Annotated in this window: 18 protein-coding genes; 8 read left to right on the forward strand and 10 right to left on the reverse strand. The window is 48.9% G+C overall.

Annotated elements, in window-relative coordinates; genetic code table 11:
* Window positions 1-148 precede the first annotated feature (148 nt).
* Window positions 149-1,612, forward strand: coding sequence for an aminoacyl-histidine dipeptidase (locus BZG75_RS13215; protein WP_108742927.1), 1,464 nt, complete (start codon window positions 149-151; stop codon window positions 1,610-1,612).
* On the opposite strand, the gene dinB is transcribed toward BZG75_RS13215, so the two are convergent.
* The 10 genes from dinB to bolA form a co-directional block, all read right to left on the reverse strand.
* Entirely contained in the window at window positions 1,609-2,661 is a 1,053-nt protein-coding gene (dinB, locus tag BZG75_RS13220) for a DNA polymerase IV (RefSeq protein WP_077577234.1), read from the reverse strand. The genes BZG75_RS13215 and dinB overlap by 4 nt on opposite strands.
* Window positions 2,662-2,733: 72 nt before the next feature.
* Window positions 2,734-2,955, reverse strand: coding sequence for a (Na+)-NQR maturation NqrM (nqrM, locus tag BZG75_RS13225; protein WP_021024134.1), 222 nt, complete (start codon window positions 2,953-2,955; stop codon window positions 2,734-2,736).
* 120 nt (window positions 2,956-3,075) lie between these two features.
* The gene (locus tag BZG75_RS13230) at window positions 3,076-4,092 is read right to left on the reverse strand and encodes an FAD:protein FMN transferase (protein ID WP_077577235.1); all 1,017 of its coding nucleotides are present in this window, start codon (window positions 4,090-4,092) and stop codon (window positions 3,076-3,078) included.
* Window positions 4,093-4,176: 84 nt separating this feature from the next.
* Complete coding sequence (gene nqrF / locus BZG75_RS13235; protein ID WP_077577236.1) at window positions 4,177-5,400, reverse strand: NADH:ubiquinone reductase (Na(+)-transporting) subunit F; 1,224 nt, start codon at window positions 5,398-5,400, stop codon at window positions 4,177-4,179.
* A 31-nt stretch (window positions 5,401-5,431) separates the two neighbouring features.
* The gene (nqrE, locus tag BZG75_RS13240; RefSeq protein ID WP_021024137.1) at window positions 5,432-6,028 is read right to left on the reverse strand and encodes an NADH:ubiquinone reductase (Na(+)-transporting) subunit E; all 597 of its coding nucleotides are present in this window, start codon (window positions 6,026-6,028) and stop codon (window positions 5,432-5,434) included.
* Between the two features lie 6 nt (window positions 6,029-6,034).
* Window positions 6,035-6,667 (reverse strand): NADH:ubiquinone reductase (Na(+)-transporting) subunit D, encoded by a 633-nt coding sequence (locus tag BZG75_RS13245; protein WP_021024138.1) that lies wholly within the window; start codon window positions 6,665-6,667, stop codon window positions 6,035-6,037.
* Window positions 6,660-7,463, reverse strand: a complete 804-nt coding sequence (locus BZG75_RS13250; protein ID WP_021024139.1) for a Na(+)-translocating NADH-quinone reductase subunit C — start codon at window positions 7,461-7,463, stop codon at window positions 6,660-6,662. Before BZG75_RS13250 ends, BZG75_RS13245 begins: the two co-directional genes overlap by 8 nt.
* Entirely contained in the window at window positions 7,453-8,694 is a 1,242-nt protein-coding gene (locus tag BZG75_RS15245) for an NADH:ubiquinone reductase (Na(+)-transporting) subunit B (RefSeq protein ID WP_021024140.1), read from the reverse strand. Before BZG75_RS15245 ends, BZG75_RS13250 begins: the two co-directional genes overlap by 11 nt.
* Before the next feature lie 3 nt (window positions 8,695-8,697).
* Complete coding sequence (locus tag BZG75_RS15250; RefSeq protein WP_108742928.1) at window positions 8,698-10,038, reverse strand: Na(+)-translocating NADH-quinone reductase subunit A; 1,341 nt, start codon at window positions 10,036-10,038, stop codon at window positions 8,698-8,700.
* A gap of 414 nt (window positions 10,039-10,452) precedes the next feature.
* Window positions 10,453-10,770, reverse strand: coding sequence for a transcriptional regulator BolA (gene bolA / locus BZG75_RS13260; protein ID WP_077577237.1), 318 nt, complete (start codon window positions 10,768-10,770; stop codon window positions 10,453-10,455).
* 170 nt (window positions 10,771-10,940) lie between these two features.
* Here bolA and BZG75_RS13265 point away from each other — a divergent pair, with 170 nt between their 5' ends.
* The 7 genes from BZG75_RS13265 to BZG75_RS13295 all read left to right on the forward strand — a co-directional run bounded on the left by BZG75_RS13265 (window position 10,941) and on the right by BZG75_RS13295 (window position 17,305).
* Entirely contained in the window at window positions 10,941-12,077 is a 1,137-nt protein-coding gene (locus tag BZG75_RS13265) for a methyltransferase (RefSeq protein WP_077577238.1), read from the forward strand.
* Between the two features lie 25 nt (window positions 12,078-12,102).
* Window positions 12,103-12,672, forward strand: coding sequence for a YajG family lipoprotein (locus BZG75_RS13270; protein ID WP_021024144.1), 570 nt, complete (start codon window positions 12,103-12,105; stop codon window positions 12,670-12,672).
* Window positions 12,673-12,674: 2 nt separating this feature from the next.
* Entirely contained in the window at window positions 12,675-13,235 is a 561-nt protein-coding gene (locus BZG75_RS13275; protein ID WP_077577239.1) for a peptidylprolyl isomerase, read from the forward strand.
* A 20-nt stretch (window positions 13,236-13,255) separates the two neighbouring features.
* On the forward strand, window positions 13,256-14,650 hold the full coding sequence (locus tag BZG75_RS13280) for an AmpG family muropeptide MFS transporter (RefSeq protein ID WP_077461633.1): 1,395 nt from the start codon (window positions 13,256-13,258) through the stop codon (window positions 14,648-14,650).
* Window positions 14,651-14,868: 218 nt separating this feature from the next.
* Window positions 14,869-15,711, forward strand: coding sequence for a nucleoside-specific channel-forming Tsx family protein (locus BZG75_RS13285; protein WP_077577240.1), 843 nt, complete (start codon window positions 14,869-14,871; stop codon window positions 15,709-15,711).
* 101 nt (window positions 15,712-15,812) lie between these two features.
* Entirely contained in the window at window positions 15,813-16,703 is an 891-nt protein-coding gene (locus BZG75_RS13290; protein WP_077577241.1) for a ketopantoate reductase family protein, read from the forward strand.
* On the forward strand, window positions 16,700-17,305 hold the full coding sequence (locus BZG75_RS13295; protein WP_077577242.1) for a DJ-1 family glyoxalase III: 606 nt from the start codon (window positions 16,700-16,702) through the stop codon (window positions 17,303-17,305). The genes BZG75_RS13290 and BZG75_RS13295 overlap by 4 nt, the downstream gene beginning before the upstream one ends.
* Window positions 17,306-17,329 lie beyond the last annotated feature (24 nt).

Genomic DNA, 17,329 nt, shown 5'->3' on the forward strand with positions numbered 1-17,329 from the left:
CAATAATAACGCCTAGTTTGATTGGCATAGCGGGTTTTTATCCATGTCTGTTGCCGTGATAGCGACAGTGATATGCTTGGGTTTGTTTTTCCATTTCAGTGAGACCTGCTGCATAAAAGGTCAACCATAAAATATAATGGAGTTTATCGTGTCTGACATTAGCCAATTATCACCGCGCCCTGTTTGGGCGTTTTTCGACCAAATCTGTGCTATACCTCATCCTTCTTATCATGAGTCACAGTTAGCCCAGTTTATTATCGATTGGGCAAAGGGACGTGGTTTAGCGGTTCGTCAAGATAACGCCGGTAACCTATTCATTCGTAAACCAGCCACTCCCGGCATGGAGAATCGCAAGGGCGTAGTCTTACAAGCCCACCTCGATATGGTGCCTCAGAAGAATGAAAATACCGATCACGATTTTACCCGCGATCCTATTCGTCCCTATGTGGATGGGGAGTGGGTCACTGCCGATGGCACCACGTTAGGTGCGGATAACGGTATGGGGATGGCATCCTGCCTTGCTGTTCTCGATGCCGATGATATCGAGCACGGTCCACTTGAAGTATTACTCACCACCAACGAAGAAGCAGGTATGGATGGCGCGTTTGGGCTTGAAGCAGGCTGGCTAACAGGTGACATACTGCTTAATACCGACTCAGAGCAAGAAGGGGAAGTGTACATGGGCTGCGCGGGTGGCGTGGATGCCAGTATGCATTTTCCACTCGAGCGACAAGCGATAGAGGGAGATCTGGCACGCTTTACGATTGGCATTAAAGGATTAAAAGGGGGTCACTCGGGCGTGGATATTCACACGGGCCGAGCGAATGCCAATAAATTATTAGCCCGTTTACTGAGCCATCATCTTGATGACGTCGACATGAGCCTACTCGCGATACGTGGTGGTACATTACGCAATGCCATTCCTCGTGAAGCGTTTGCCGATATTGCCGTGCCTGCATCGCAAAAAGACGCACTGGCTGGCGCTGTTGACCGGTTCGCGACGCTGCTACAAGACGAGTTAGGCCGCTTGGAAGAGCAAGTGACCTTGGTAATGGAATCCACTGACAATGCAACTGATCCCCTCACACGCGCCGTCCAATCACGTTTATTAGCGGCCTTAAATGCTGCGCCTAACGGGGTAGTGAGAATGAGTGATGATGTCCCTGGCGTGGTCGAAACATCACTTAACCTCGGCGTGATTAATACTGAGGAAGATAAAATTACCGCCTTATTTCTGATCCGTTCATTGATCGACTCAGGCCGTGAAAACGTGCAAAGCATGCTGCAATCACTGGCAAGCTTAGCGAATGTTAATGTCGAGTTTTCAGGCGCCTACCCAGGTTGGAAACCGGATCCCGATTCAGAGATTATGCATATTTTCCGCGATACCTATGAAGGAATCTATCAGCGTAAACCTGACATCATGGTCATTCATGCGGGGCTAGAGTGTGGCCTATTTAAACAGCCCTATCCCAACATGGATATGATTTCATTTGGTCCGACTATCAAGTTTCCGCATTCTCCCGATGAGAAAGTAAATATCGATAGTGTTGGGCACTATTGGCAACAAATGCAGGCGATTTTAAAAGAGATTCCAGTTAAAACGGCCTAGTCGAGTAGACTCAGTTGGGGGGCGGTATCGTCTCCCAACCCAACCGACAAACCAATCAGGCGAATACCTCGCCCTTCCCCTCGATAAAAGGCTTCGTGTAACAAGGTATCAAACAAGGCGCGGTCCAAGGACTCACATCGGTGTGCGACCGTGGTGGTTTGAAAGTCATTAAACTTCATTTTGATCCCTTGCCGGCAAATTCGTCCCCCTGCATCAGCTTTTTCTAATCGCGTCAGCAATTCATCGTATAAACGATCAATCCACGGCAAACAGGCATCAAGCAAGTTTAGATCCTCAGACAAGGTTTTTTCGACCCCAACGGATTTCCGTATACGCTCAACTTGCACCTCACGTCGATCAATGCCATGAGCACGCTGCCAAAGCACGGAACCAAATTTACCAAAGCGCTGGACAAGCATTGATGGATCCGCGGTTTGAATATCATGGCAGGTAAACAAATTCCATTCATGCAACTTGGTCAAGGTGACCCGTCCCACACCAGGAATAGACTGTAAAGGGAGATCGCGAACAAAGTGTTCAACTTGGTCGGGTGACACCACGCAAATACCATCGGGTTTGTTTTTATCCGACGCTACTTTGGCGATAAATTTAATCGGCGCCACGCCCGCCGAGGCCGTTAATCCTAACTCATGGCGAATGTCTCGCCGAATTGCTTCGGCTATTAAGGTTGCAGAATTTTGATAACATTGAGTCTCAGAGACATCGAGGTAGGCTTCGTCAAGGGAAAGCGGTTCTATGGTATCGGTATAGCGATGAAAAATAGCATGCAACTGTTGAGAGATGCGACGATATTTCGCCATGTCGCCACGCATCACTGTCAAGCCGGGACACAGCTTTAATGCTTGAGCGGTGGCCATCGCAGAACGTATGCCAAACCGCCGCGCGGGATAATTACAGGTGGCAATGACACCACGTCCATCGGCAGAGCCACCAATGGCTAAAGGAATAGACTGTAAGGCCGGATTATCGCGCATTTCTACTGCGGCATAAAAACAATCCATATCAATATGAATGATTTTTCTGCTCATGCTCCGGCCTTTTCATCAGAGTTCAGACGGGTTAGCCACGCGCTTTATAAAATGACGCGTTGGCAAAACACGTTAGATGATTTGATTTTTTTTCCACTCACGCGTTTTCTCCGCCCGCGCTTCGCGTTTTTTTCGTGCATCGCACGGCTCTGGGCAGTCACACTCTTTTTCAATACCGATCGCCCCCAAGCCACCACAGCTGCCGCTGATGGTTTTTTGCTGAACGATATAACCGATCGCCATACCCGCAATGACAAGGAGAAAGACTGCGAAGGTGATAAGAAAGACTGACATAATTGCTCACCTATTATTGGTCGTGATGCTCAGCGCCATGTGATGCGCTGAGCGAGTAACACGCATTACGCGTGCTTTAATCGTACTGCCTCAACGGCACTGACGCTGTACATAAAGACACTAACGCTGCAAATAAGGTTTAAACGCCTCTGACGCGATTTCTTCAAACCCATCGTCTGTTTTTACTACCATAAATACAGGAATATTCGCTTTGTTGGCTAATTCCATCGCTTTATCTGGCCCAAGTACCATAAAGCCCGTGGCTAAGCCATCAGCCGTCATACAAGACGGATCAAGCACGGTTACTGAGACCAAGTGATGATTGATCGGACGTCCTGTCGCAGGATCGATAATGTGCGAATAACGCATACCATCACTTTCAAAGTAGTTGCGATAGTCGCCAGATGTAGCAACCGCCATATCGCCTGGCTCGACGATCTCTTGTACTGACTGCGCTCCCGCACTCGGTTTCTCAATCGCGATACGCCAAGGCACTTGATCTTGGTTCACACCTTTTAATTGTAACTCACCACCAATCTCAACCAAATAGTTATCGAGTCCTAAATCGCCAAGGTAGTTTGCCACAACATCCACTCCGTACCCTTTCGCAATGGTTGATAAGTCAACATACAAGTCAGGGTTGGTTTTTGTGAGTCGACGCCCATCTACACTAAGGTGTTCTAAGCCCGTCATCGCCATCCGTGACGCTATCTCTTCATCACTGGGAATAGTCTCCGGCCGCTTTTCTGGCCCAAAACTCCAAAGATTAACCAATGGTCCCACTGTGACATCAAGCGCGCCTTGGGTAAATTGATTCAGCCGAATCGCCTCATTAATCACGGTGATTGTCGCTGGAGAGACAGAAACAGGTGAGTTCGCTTGGTGCTGGTTGAATTGACTCAGTTCGGAGTCTGTTCGGTAAGTCGACATCTGATCGTTGACTGTTTCTAAACGCTGATCGATAGCCGCTTGAACGACATCCTGCGAGGGAGTAGCGTCCGTCGCGATATATTTGATCGAATAATAAGTCCCCATCGTCTCGCCCGTAAGATGCACAAGCTCAGGGGCGCGCTCACAACCGACAAGACCTGCAACCACGGCAACGACTGTTGCACAGCGTAACCAAAACTTCTTCATAGTGGTGTCCTTCGACATCAGGTTTATACGTAAAATGGCTGGCCCTTGGGCCAGCCATTACAAGGTCAGACGAACAATCAGTGCCTATCCGCCGAAATCATCCAACATGATGTTTTCGTCTTCAACACCAAGATCTTTAAGCAAACCAATCACGGCAGCGTTCATCATTGGTGGCCCACACATGTAATACTCGCAGTCTTCCGGTGCTTCGTGGTCTTTCAGATAGTTTTCATAAAGCACATTATGGATAAAGCCAGTATCACCCTCCCAGTTATCTTCTGGTAGCGGGTCGGACAGTGCGCAATACCAGTTGAAGTTCTCATTTTGCTCTTGGAGCATATCGAAATCTTCAACGTAGAACATTTCACGTTTAGACCGCGCGCCATACCAGAACGTAATCTTACGATCCGTGTTAAGGCGTTTGAGCTGGTCAAAGATATGTGAGCGCATTGGCGCCATACCTGCACCACCGCCGATAAAGACCATCTCCGCGTCAGTGTCTTTGGCGAAAAACTCCCCAAATGGACCCGAGATAGTACACTTGTCACCAGGCTTTAATGACCAAATGTAAGAAGACATCTGGCCCGGTGGCACGTCTGGGTTACGCGGTGGTGGCGTCGCCACACGTACGTTAAGCATGATGATACCCTCTTCTTCAGGGTAGTTAGCCATGGAGTACGCACGAATAATGTCTTCATCTACCTTAGACTCGTAACGGAAAAGGTTGAACTTCTCCCAGTCTTCACGGTATTCCTCAGGAATATCAAAATCCGAGTACTTAATGTGGTGTGGTGGCGCCTCAATTTGAATATAACCACCGGCACGGAAAGGTACCGATTCACCATCTGGAATACGTAATTTAAGCTCTTTGATAAACGTGGCTTGGTTATCGTTAGAAATAACTTCACAATCCCACTTCTTCACACCAAAGATCTCTTCTGGCAGCTCAATCTTCATATCTTGCTTAATAGCAACTTGACACGATAGACGCTCACCTTCACGCGCTTCACCTTTGGTAATGTGATCAAGCTCGGTCGGTAGAATGTCACCACCGCCTTCTTTAATCTTCACACGACATTGACCGCATGAACCACCGCCACCACAGGCAGAAGACACAAATACACCAGCACCAGCCAGTGCGCCAAGCAGTTTTCCGCCTGGCTGAGTGACGATCGCTTTTTCAGGATCGTCATTAATATCGATTGTGATGTCTCCGGTTGGTACCAGCTTCGATTTGGCGAATAAAATCACCATCACCAACGCCAGTATTATCAGAGTAAACATCACCACACCAAGAATAATGTCCATTGACTATTCCTTTCCTCGCAGTTTACCCGGCTTACAGTTGCACACCAGAGAAAGACATAAAGCCCAATGCCATCAGACCTACTGAGATAAAGGTGATCCCTAATCCTCGTAGTGCAGGTGGCACATCTGAATACTTCATTTTCTCGCGGATCCCCGCCAGCGCGACGATGGCTAACATCCAGCCTACACCCGAACCAAAGCCATAAACGACCGACTCGGCGAAGTTGTAATCACGTTGTACCATAAATGATACGCCACCAAAGATGGCACAGTTCACTGTAATCAACGGTAGGAAAATACCGAGTGCGTTGTAGAGCGGCGGGAAGAACCGATCCAATACCATTTCCAAGATTTGTACCAAAGCAGCAATAACACCGATAAAGGTCACAAAGTTCAGAAAGCTCAGATCCACCCCTTTAACCAACGCATCTTCACGTAGGATAAGGTTGTAAACCAGGTTGTTAACCGGTACCGAAATAGTCAGTACCACCACAACAGCGACACCGAGGCCGAACGCCGTTTTCACTTTCTTAGACACCGCCAAGAAAGTACACATGCCGAGGAAGAATGCCAACGCCATGTTCTCAATAAAGATTGAGCGCACCAGCAGGCTTAGATAGTGTTCCATGTGCTGTTACTCCTTCGCTTCAACTTGTTCTGGTTTGAAGGTACGCACAATCCAAATCAAAAAGCCGATGAGGAAGAATGCAGAGGGGGCTAACAGCATCATGCCGTTAGGCTGATACCAACCACCTTCGCTGACAACCGGCAGGATTGATACGCCAAAGACAGAGCCAGAGCCAAGAAGCTCGCGGAAGAAAGCCACTGTCATCAGAACAAAACCATAACCCAATGCGTTACCGATACCATCCATGAACGACGGTAGTGGCGATGACTTCATTGCATAGGCTTCAGCGCGTCCCATCACGATACAGTTAGTGATGATCAGCCCCACGAAGACCGAAAGCTGTTTAGAGATGTCATAAACAAACGCTTTCAGCGTTTCGTCAACCACAATAACTAATGAAGCGATGATCGCCATTTGAACGATGATACGTACACTATTAGGAATGTGGTTGCGAATCAGCGACACGAAAAAGTTAGACATTGCGGTGACGAACATCACCGCCAGTGTCATGACAAAGGCTGTCTGCATCTGCGTAGTCACCGCTAGTGCCGAACACACCCCGAGAACCTGTAAGGCAATCGGGTTGTTGTCTAGCACCGGCGATAGCAGATTTTTCTTCAGTTCTTTCGCTTCAGCCATTGGTCAGGCCTCCCTCACGAACTTTTGCTAAGAACGGGCCGAAACCCTGCTCACCTAGCCAGAAATTAAATTGATTCTGAACACCGTTACTGGTCAGCGTTGCACCAGAAAGCGCGTCAATGCCGTGCTCACTTCCTTCAGGTGCGCCGCCTTTAACGATTCGAATGGCTGGCTCGCCTTGCTCGTTGAACAGTTTTTTACCATCCCACTTCGCGCGCCATTTCGGGTTTTCGACCTCGCCACCTAAGCCAGGGGTTTCACCTTGCTCATAGTAAACGATATCAGCAACAGTGTTACCATCCGGCTCAACCGCGACAAACGCGTACATCATACTCCATAGGCCTGAGCCTTTTACGGGGAGAATGAGGCGCTGTATATCACCCGAATCATTTTTCACGACGTAGACTTTAGCGACATCAGCACGACGGCCAATGTCTGCTACATTCTCTTCGCTACTTAGCTTTTTCGAGAGGCTAGGATCTTTCGCGGCTGCGCGCTGATCATAATCAGCTGCATCAGCAACATTGACAGCATCCGGGCTGACATAGTCGCCCTTTTCAAGGCTGACTAAGCGCGTTTCAATATACTTGTTGTAAGCATCGTTAATCGCGCTCTTACCACCCGCCACATCGACACCTGCGACCGAAAGGATGTTCTTTTGTACGTCTAATTTTGCGTTCATTTGTTGCAAAGGACGTAACGCCACCGCTGCACCAGACACCACGATTGAGCACACCAAGCTCAACGCGATAACAACGATCAGCGTCTTTTTAATACTATCGTTACTACTTGCCATTACGAGCCAGTCTCCGTTTGATGTTGCCCTGAATCACCAAGTTATCAAAGAGAGGTGCAAACAGGTTAGCGAACAAGATCGCCAGCATCATACCTTCTGGATATGCTGGGTTTACCACACGAATGATCACTGCCATGGCACCGATCAATGCGCCATACCACCATTTCGCTTTATTGGTAAACGCAGCAGATACCGGGTCTGTTGCCATGAACATCATACCGAATGCAAAACCACCCAGCACCAAGTGCCAGTAGAACGGCATGCTGAACATCGGGTTGGTATCTGATCCAATCAGATTAAACAAGGTCGCCGCAACGGCCATGCCCAAAAAGGTACCCAAGATGATGCGCCATGACGCGATCCGCATGTATACCAAGGCTGCACCGCCAATTAAGATGGCAATGGTCGAGACTTCACCAATTGAACCTGGGATATTACCAATAAAGGCATCCATCCAAGTCATGGTTTGACCACTCACATTGTGCATCAGTGCTGATTGGCCACCGGTATACCATTGGCTGAGCGCGGTTGCACCTGAGTAACCATCGGCTGCGGTCCATACCAAATCACCCGAGATCTGTGCTGGATAGGCAAAGAACAAGAACGCACGACCGGCCAATGCTGGGTTCAAGAAGTTACGTCCCGTTCCGCCAAAGATCTCTTTTGCAACGACCACACCAAAGGTGATACCGAGCGCGGCTTGCCATAATGGCAATGTCGGCGGCACGATGAGGGCAAACAAAATGGATGTAACAAAGAACCCTTCGTTTACTTCGTGTTTACGCACGATGCAGAAAAGTACTTCCCAGAAACCACCTACAATAAAGACGGTGGCATAAATAGGCAGGAAGTAGGTGGCACCGAGAATGGTTTTGGTCCCCCAGCTTGCAGCCGCTAGCGGCCCAGCGATGGACTCGGTTAACCAATAATGCCAGTTTCCACTAATGACCTGCGCAAGCTGATCGCCTGAATACAAGTCCATCAAGCCCATAATCGCTTGGTTACCTGTGTTGTACATCCCCCAGAACATCGCTGGGAACACCGCAAGCCAAACCATGATCATGATGCGTTTCAAATCGATACTGTCACGCACATGCGCGCCGGCTTTGGTCACCATACCTGGCGTGTATAAAATGGTCGCAACCGCTTCATACAAGGCAAACCACTTTTCGTGTTTACCGCCTGGCTCAAAGTGTGGCTCGATTTGCTCTAAAAAGTTTTTCAGGCTCATCTGTTACCCTTCCTTCTCAATTTTTTCCAGGCTCTCGCGGAGCATTGGACCAAATTCGTACTTGCCTGGGCAGACAAAGGTACAAAGGGCCAAATCTTCAGGATCTAACTCCAGCGCGCCTAGCTGTTGCATGCTATCTGTATCGCCGGCACAGATATCACGCAGCAACATGGTTGGCTCGATATCTAGCGGCATCACTCGCTCATAATTACCGATCGGCACCATGGAACGATCACTGCCATTGGTGGAGGTGGTTAAATTGAAAAGCTGACCTTTAAACAAATGGCCAAGATAAGCGCGCGTCACTGAGAAGCGATTTTTACCGGGTGCTAGCCAACCAAACAGTTCTTTCTCGTTACCTTCGCGAAGTACCGAGACCTGCATATGGAAACGACCTAGATAGGCATGTGGGCCAGTAGCTTTGGTACCAGATAGCACAGAGCCAGAAATCACACGGCTTTCGCCAGCCATTAGCTCGCCATCTACCAGCTCATCGAGGTTAGCGCCTAGTTGAGTACGGATAAGGCGTGGTTGACTGACCATAGGACCCGCAATAGACACAACACGATCGGTTTGCAGCTCACCTGTCAGGAATAGGTGCCCAAAAGCAATCACATCTTGATAGTTGAGATGCCACACCTGCTTTTCCATATTCACAGAACGCAAATGATGGATATGGGTACCCACCAGTCCTGCTGGGTGAGGACCAGCAAACACGTGTTGTTCAACATTAGATTGCTTGCTGGTTGGAAGCTCAACGTCTGCTTTGCACACAAAGACAGATTTGTCCGTGAGGCGCGACACGACGTCTAAACCAGCCACAAAGGCCTCTTTTTGTTCACCAATGATCACTTTAGGATCCGCGGCGAGCGGATTGGTGTCCATTGCGTTAACAAAAACAGCTTCGGGTTCAGCATCAATCGCTGGAGAACGGCTGAACGGTCGGGTGCGGAGCGCGGTCCACATCCCAGACTCAACCAGTTGATCAACAACGGCTTGACGGTCTAGCGAGGCTAATTGCGACGCTTCGTACTTATTGAAGGTAACTTGCTCATTTCCATCGACTTCAATGACGACAGACTGAAGAACACGCTTGGCACCGCGATTGACTTCAACCACTTTACCAGCTGCGGGCGCAGTAAATTTGACGCCAGGGTTTTTCTTATCTTCGAAAACCACTTGGCCTTTCTTCACTACATCACCCACTCGCGCATGCATAGTGGGGCGCATTCCAACGTACTCTTCGCCAAGCAAGGCGACTTTCTTGATGGCTGGACCATCACTTATCACCTGAGTAGGAGTCCCTGCGATGGGGATATCCAAACCCTTTTTTATTGTAATCATACGCACTTGCACTACATTAACGGGAAAAAGAATTCTGTTATTGCGCAGTTAAAGACACGACTTTCGACTGAATGGCGGCCTACAGGCACACCGTCGCAACATCCTGCTAACCATTTCATCACACAAAGGCAACCTAGGTTAGTCTTTAAGCACGATATTCTATCACTAACCCCAGCACTGATTCTATGGATATTGTCACTAGGGCGTGGCAATTATCCATACCTGTACAAACAATGCGCGTTGTAACTTCACAGTTTTACTGTTGTTTTTTTACGCATTGCAGACAGCTGTTGACCGAGACAGTCACGGATTAACACTTGTCTGGCCGTAATCAATACCAAGCAGACACCAGGCCTTTATGTAAGAAATTGTTGCCATGAGGTAAAAGATAAAATCATGCCCACTCTCACTCGTCTAAGACGCATTCACGCCACCCCCTCGACATGCCGGAGAGTCAGGCGCTTGGGTCTGCGCTTGCCATTCTTGCGGTGAATAGGCGTGAATCGCAAGCGCGTGAACCTCACCCGCCAATTCATCCGCGAGTGTGCTATTCACCGCTCTATGGCGCTGAATAAGCCGCTGGTCGCTGAATAGCTCCGAGACAACCACCACCTTAAAATGACTTTCCGCGCCTTCAGGCACATTGTGCATGTAACTTTCGTTGTGTACCTCAAGGTGGGCCGGCGTGAAAGCCCGCGTCAGTTTTTCTGTTATTTCTGTTTCAATTTTCATGACGTCCCCAAAATCTCCGGGCGACCTGCCCAGATTTTAGCCGTTATTGATAAAATTGCGAATCGAGTGATGGATCAAGTAACGACAGGCAGTTTGCCCTCGTTTACATTGCAGTTATCGCTTGAGTGCGACAATATACGCAGTCCGTAACCCCCGATGCAAACGCGCCAATGAAAACACTACTTCCGATTCCAGGTAGCGAATCAGCCTTGACACTACACCGTTACCCGCAGCGAAAAAATGAGACGCTACAAGCCTTCGATGCCGCCGATGAGTATATGATTGCGCACGCGAGCACATGGTCAGTACGTAAAAATGCGCGAATATTGATCATTAATGATCAATTTGGCGCACTCAGTTGCTGGGCCAGCCAGCAAGGATTTGATGTTTTTCAAGTCAGCGATTCGGTTATTTCGCAGCAAGCGACGATTGAGAATTTGGCACACAATGATCTCGCGGGTATCACTCAGCTTACCAGCTTAGATACCTTACCGGCGGATATCGATGCGGTGATGTTACGCGTACCGAAAAGCAGTAAAATGCTCACTTGGCAACTTCAGCAACTCGCCAGTGTCACTGATGCGCATACGCTTGTGTTAGCGAGTGCTAAAGCGAAAGAGATCCATACCTCGACCCTTAATCAGTTTGAGCATTGGCTGGGGGCAACAACCACCTCGCTGGCGAAGAAAAAAGCGCGTTTGATTTTTACCACACCGACCAAGCAACCAGGACCGCAGCCCGATCCGGTCAACGATGTCGACGTACCAGAATTCTCGATGCGACTGGCTAACTGGCCCAATGTTTTCTCGGCCAAGAAACTCGACATTGCCGCGTATTTAATGCTGCCGCACATTCCGAGTCAGGCACATTTAAAACGCATTATCGATTTAGGCTGCGGTAACGGCGTATTGGCATTACAAGCGGCACGAAATAATCCAGCGGCGTTCATTTATGCGGTCGATGAAAGCCATATGGCCGTCGCCAGCGCAAAACACAATCTGAATCGCCATGATATCGACTCACGCCGTTTTCTCTGTGAGGCCAGAGATTGCCTCACCGGTTTTGAGCATACAGATATCGATCTTGTGCTCTGTAACCCACCCTTCCACCAGCAGCAAACCATTACCGATCATATTGCTTGGCAAATGTTTTGTGACGCAAAACGTGTTCTGACCACGAATGGCGAGCTTTTAGTCATTGGCAATCGTCATCTCGGCTATCATACTAAGCTTAAACGTCTTTTTGGTCATGTCACTGTCGTTGCGTCGAATAAAAAATTCGTTATTCTCAAGGCAGTCAATGCCTAATATTAAGAAAAGGAAGCCGAACCCCATGAAAAAACTGATTATTGCTATCGCTGTATTAGTCCTTGCTGGCTGTTCGACACCCCGTGAGCCACAGCTGACTATCGCACCCTCTCCGGCGTCATCCAATCAGCAGCAAGTCAACAATCTTCCGGTCGTGGTGAAGAGTAAAGACTTACGTACCGCACAATTCGTTGCGGTTATCGATAGCGGTCGCTCCAATGTCAAACCGCTGCACGCCAGCCAGAATTTGCGTGTGGTATTAGAAGACACGCTGTCTCGTCAACTGTCATCACAAGGGTTTCGAGTGGTTGCCAATGGCCCGGGAGTGTTGCGCCTCGACATTCTTGATGCCTTAGTCCGAGTCAAACACACCGTGTTTAAACATGACATGGAAGCATCGGTCCAATTACAGCTCGTTGCTGAATCCCCTGAGGGTCGCTTTGTTAAGCGTTATACCGGGAAATCGACGCAAAGCGGTGTAAGCAGTGCATCACCTGATGATATCGAACTGGCGCTGAATAACTTGCTTGAAGCGGTGTTACAAGACATTGCCGACGACGAGCAACTCCTTGATCATATGAAAGCACACTTTTAAGCATGGTATGTCGTTCGCTTCTCTGGATTCTTGTGCTGGTCATCACGCCAGTGCAAGCCAGTGTCATGATTAAAGTCGAAACCACCTTGGGTGATTTTGCGGTAAAACTAAACCCACAAAAAGCGCCGAAAACCGTGGCCAACTTTTTGCGTTATGTTGACGATGGCAGTTATGTCGGGACGCAGTTTCATCGCGTGATCCCACGATTTGTCGTGCAAGGCGGCGGGTTTGATAAAGCCCTGAATCGCCGACCAAGCTACGAGCCGGTAGACAATGAATCATCTAACGGTTTGAAGAATCGGCGAGCGACAATCGCCATGGCACGTACGCAAGAGCCCGACTCCGCCACCCGGCAGTTTTATATCAACATCCGTGATAATGGCTTTTTAGACGCCACGCCCAATAAAGTGGGATATACGGTTTTTGGTCGAGTCGTGGAGGGCTTTAATACGCTCCAAACGATGACCGAGCAACCCACAGTGACCGTCCCGAGCAAACGCATGCAAGATGTACCGCAACAGCCGATTGTTATCACCAATATCTACCGGATGTCCTCTCAATAGCGACAAGTAGGCTAACCACTATGCTGTCATCCAAGTTCAAAACGACATTGGCGCCCTACGCCGATCGTCGTTTACTTTTTGTTTTCTTAATGGGTTGCTGTAGTGGCTTTCCCTGGGTGTTGATTGGCTCCAACTTAAATGGTTGGTTGGCCGACGAAGGCCTATCACGCACCGCGATTGGTCTATTTGGTTCGGTTTTCGTCCTGTATGCAGTCAACTTTTTATGGGCGCCATTACTCGACCGCATTAAGATCCCTTTTCTATCTCAGCGCTTGGGTCAGCGCCGCAGTTGGATTTTTTCGACTCAAGCTATTATGTTGATTGCCACCTTGGCGTTGTCACAACTTGATTTACAAGGGCTTAAAGCGGTCGATCCTTGGGTTACTACCGTGGTGTTATCCTCACTTATCTTTGCGATTGCATTGGCCTCTTCCACCCAGGATATTGCCATTGACGCCTTTCGGATTGATAACTTTGCTGAACATGAGACTGATAAGTTTCCGCTGGCATCAGCGATGTCTGTGATTGGTTGGTGGACCGGCTATTCGGTGCCAGGTTATGTTGGCTTTGTTAACGCCGATGCCATCGGTTGGAATCATGTTTATGTGATCATGGCAGGCTTTATCGGCTTAATGGCATTGGCGACGCTGTATGTGAAAGAACCAGAAAGTGACCGCGAACAGCGCCAAGATGCCGCCACTCGCCACTATTTGGCGCAAGGATACAGTGGCTTGCGTGCGTGGCTGGCGGTCACCGTGGTCGAGCCCTTTGCCGAGTTTTTCCGTCGCAATGGGGTGAAAGTAGCATTAACCCTGTTGCTGTTTGTATTTTTATTCAAGCTGGGTGAAGCCTTCCTCGGACGGATGTCGATCGTGTTTTATAAAGATGTCGGCTTTACCAATGAACAAATTGGTTACTACTCCAAACTTGTCGGTTGGGGCCTCACCGTGGTCTACACCCTGATTGGTAGTTATATCAATTTGCGTTTCGGCGTGATTAAAGGGCTGTTTATTGGTGGCGTGGCCATGGCGTCCAGCAACCTGATGTTTGCCTGGCTGGCGATGGTTGGGCCCAACGAGCACCTGCTGCTGGGCGCAATCTTAGTCGATAACTTTACGTCAGCGTTTGCAACCATTGCGTTCGTGTCATTTTTAACCTTCTTAACGGGTCGTGCGTTTTCAGCCACTCAGTACGCCCTCTTAGCGTCGTTGGGGAATCTAGGCCGCACCACGGTCGCCTCCTTTAGTGGCATGATGGTAGACTGGTTGGATAGCTGGTCAACATTTTTCGTAATAACCGCTCTAATGGTGATTCCTGGGCTAGTCATGCTGATCTATATTGGCAGGCAATTCCGCCAATCCTCGTCACAAAACAATCAAACACCTGAACACTGCCCAGATTCACGTCGCAACTGACCCCACGTATCACAGTGGAGTGCAAAGTTTTGCTCTCCACTGTCGTCTGATTATTAACAAAGATCACATAAAACGGCCATGTAAACCGTTACAACTTGTCACCAATCACAATCCATTTGTGTGCCTATGTTTATTACATTCTTTATAGTGAACTTTCCCCATATACTGCTCTTAATGAACGCACACCGCGTAATTAACACCCAGCAGAGGCAGTCACTATGAAAAAATCCCTACTCGCACTCGCCGTTATCGCCGCAAGCAGCGTATCTGTTGCCAACGCCGCCGATTACTCCGATGACATTTACAAAAATGATCACAAATGGCTTCAGTTTAATGCTATGTATGCCATTAATGAAAAGCCACAGTTCGGTACCGATACTGACAAGGACCATAACTACCTAGAAATGGAATTCGGCGGCCGCAAAGGCGTGGTCGATCTTTATGGTTACGTCGATATTTTTGACTTGGCAGAAAGCGACAGCGACAACAACAACAAAAAAGGTGAAGATAAAACTTTTATGAAGTTGGCACCCCGCTTCTCAATTGACGGCATCACTGGGCAAGACTTGTCATTTGGTCCCGTACAAGAAGTGTACTTCTCGACCCTATTTAACTGGGGAGGAGGTAATGGGAAGCCACTTGATAGTACTAACAACTCATTTTGGGGTATTGGTGCCGATGTTGAGCTACCTTGGTTTGGCAAAGTGGGCATGAACCTTTATGGCTTGTATGACATCAACAAAAAAGATTGGAATGGCTATCAATTCTCCACCAACTGGTTTAAGCCTTTCCACTTCTTTGATAATGGTAGCTTCCTGTCTTACCAAGGTTATATCGATTACCAATTTGGTGGTGACGAAAACTTTAAAGGCAATGATATCGAGACGACTCATGGCGGCGCGATGTTTAACGGCCTGTACTGGCATTCAGATAATTACGCCCTTGGTTATGGCCTAAAAGCTTACAACGATGTGTACTTACTCAAGGATGGTGGCAAACCGAGTTTAAACGTAGATAGCTCAGGCATTTCTCACTACCTAAACGCCACCTACAAATTCTAACTGACTAGCGCGTCGGCCCTCGTCGGCGCGCTGCTTTCCTGCTTTGCCCTTCATCCTCTATGGTTATGATACACTGAGGTTTTAACCAAGCAGGCGATGTGATGAGGATTACCCTAATTGGTGCTGGCGCCATTGGCACATTATGGGCGGTGAAACTAACCCAAGCAGGACATAGCGTTAATCTGGTCACGCGAGACCACGCAAGTGAACGCACCCTTTCTTTAGACGGCACATCGTTCACCTTGCCCGCCAACCAAACCGCTTTGATGCAACAAAGCGATCTCTGGTTAGTCTGCACCAAAGTCTATGATATCCAAGCCGCATTGCTTCCCTATCTATCCTATTTACACCCAGAGACTCTGGTTGTACTTATGCATAATGGAATGGGACCGCATCAATGGCTGGCAACACAGTTACCTGACGCTCAACCTCTGCTGCTTGCTACCACATCTCATGGTGTCTGTCGCACCCGTACCGGTGATTGTCAGCACACCGGGCATGGACCAACCGCTATTGGACCAGGCAATCAAGCCGGCCATGCCTGCACCTTTATTGCCGAGGTTTTTGATCATGCCCTTCCCACCGCGACGTGGAAGCGCGACATTTTTCAGTCACTTTGGTATAAACTGGCGATCAACAGCGTAATTAACCCACTGACCGCGGTGCATGGCATTCAAAATGGTGAGTTGCTCAAAGTTGACTACGATCCTATCATTCGCGAACTGTGCCAAGAGTTAGCCAATGTGATGCGCGCTGAAGGCGTCCACACCTCTGTGACAGAGATCCGCCAACAGATTGATACCGTGGTAAAAGCAACCGCAAACAACTATTCATCCATGAATCGTGATGTCTTCTATCAACGTCCGACAGAGCTCGAATACATTACCGGTTATGTGTTGCAGCGCGCGGCCGAACACCACATATCGGCCCCGCATCATCAGCAGCTCTATCAGGCGGTACAACAAGGTCAACGGCATAAGGAATCCTCATGAGTCAACAACGTCTCCTCATTTGTATGGCCCCCGGCAGCGAAGAAATAGAAGCAGTCACCGTGATTGACGTGATGCGACGAGCGGGGTTTGACGTGACTGTCGCCAGTGCGGCACCTGATGGAACGCTCACCCTCACCGGCTCTCGTGGGGTGGTGATCGTCTGTGACACCACACTCGCTGCGGTGGCCGATCAACCATTTGATTGCGTGGTTTTACCGGGTGGCATCGACGGCGCACAATGTTTAGGTGACAGCACGCTGGTAACAGAGATCATTAAGCAGCAGCAAAGCGATCAGGCTTGGGTCGCGGCGATTTGTGCGGCGCCGGCTTTAGTTCTGCAACGCCACCAGCTGTTCCCTCGATCTCATATGAGCTGCCATCCGAGTGTCAGTGAGCAGATCCCCGAACAATGGCTCAGTCGGCGCCGAGTGATGACCGATTATGATCACCGTTTAATTACTAGTCAGGGACCCGGCTCAGCGATGGAGTTCGCGATTGAAATCGTGCATGTACTTGGCGGCAAAAAGCTGGCCTGGCAGGTCGCTGAGCCTATGATGCCGTTGCCTCAATTGCATTATGAGAAAAAATTCAGCGAAGGATAAATCGGCTCAGCGCCTAATCGCAAA

It is taken from the genome of Salinivibrio sp. AR640, from assembly GCF_001995405.1.
Classification (GTDB): Bacteria; Pseudomonadota; Gammaproteobacteria; order Enterobacterales; family Vibrionaceae; genus Salinivibrio; species Salinivibrio costicola.

Excerpts from the sequence above, each read along its gene's own strand:
- dinB (WP_077577234.1), bottom strand. The coding sequence starts at position 2,661 with ATGAGCAGAAAAATCATTCATATTGATATGGATTGTTTTTATGCCGCA.
- nqrM (WP_021024134.1), bottom strand. The coding sequence starts at position 2,955 with ATGTCAGTCTTTCTTATCACCTTCGCAGTCTTTCTCCTTGTCATTGCG.
- BZG75_RS13230 (WP_077577235.1), bottom strand. The coding sequence starts at position 4,092 with ATGAAGAAGTTTTGGTTACGCTGTGCAACAGTCGTTGCCGTGGTTGCA.
- nqrF (WP_077577236.1), bottom strand. The coding sequence starts at position 5,400 with ATGGACATTATTCTTGGTGTGGTGATGTTTACTCTGATAATACTGGCG.
- nqrE (WP_021024137.1), bottom strand. The coding sequence starts at position 6,028 with ATGGAACACTATCTAAGCCTGCTGGTGCGCTCAATCTTTATTGAGAAC.
- BZG75_RS13245 (WP_021024138.1), bottom strand. The coding sequence starts at position 6,667 with ATGGCTGAAGCGAAAGAACTGAAGAAAAATCTGCTATCGCCGGTGCTA.
- BZG75_RS13250 (WP_021024139.1), bottom strand. The coding sequence starts at position 7,463 with ATGGCAAGTAGTAACGATAGTATTAAAAAGACGCTGATCGTTGTTATC.
- BZG75_RS15245 (WP_021024140.1), bottom strand. The coding sequence starts at position 8,694 with ATGAGCCTGAAAAACTTTTTAGAGCAAATCGAGCCACACTTTGAGCCA.
- BZG75_RS15250 (WP_108742928.1), bottom strand. The coding sequence starts at position 10,038 with ATGATTACAATAAAAAAGGGTTTGGATATCCCCATCGCAGGGACTCCT.
- bolA (WP_077577237.1), bottom strand. The coding sequence starts at position 10,770 with ATGAAAATTGAAACAGAAATAACAGAAAAACTGACGCGGGCTTTCACG.
- BZG75_RS13265 (WP_077577238.1), top strand. The coding sequence starts at position 10,941 with ATGAAAACACTACTTCCGATTCCAGGTAGCGAATCAGCCTTGACACTA.
- BZG75_RS13270 (WP_021024144.1), top strand. The coding sequence starts at position 12,103 with ATGAAAAAACTGATTATTGCTATCGCTGTATTAGTCCTTGCTGGCTGT.
- BZG75_RS13275 (WP_077577239.1), top strand. The coding sequence starts at position 12,675 with ATGGTATGTCGTTCGCTTCTCTGGATTCTTGTGCTGGTCATCACGCCA.
- BZG75_RS13280 (WP_077461633.1), top strand. The coding sequence starts at position 13,256 with ATGCTGTCATCCAAGTTCAAAACGACATTGGCGCCCTACGCCGATCGT.
- BZG75_RS13285 (WP_077577240.1), top strand. The coding sequence starts at position 14,869 with ATGAAAAAATCCCTACTCGCACTCGCCGTTATCGCCGCAAGCAGCGTA.
- BZG75_RS13290 (WP_077577241.1), top strand. The coding sequence starts at position 15,813 with ATGAGGATTACCCTAATTGGTGCTGGCGCCATTGGCACATTATGGGCG.
- BZG75_RS13295 (WP_077577242.1), top strand. The coding sequence starts at position 16,700 with ATGAGTCAACAACGTCTCCTCATTTGTATGGCCCCCGGCAGCGAAGAA.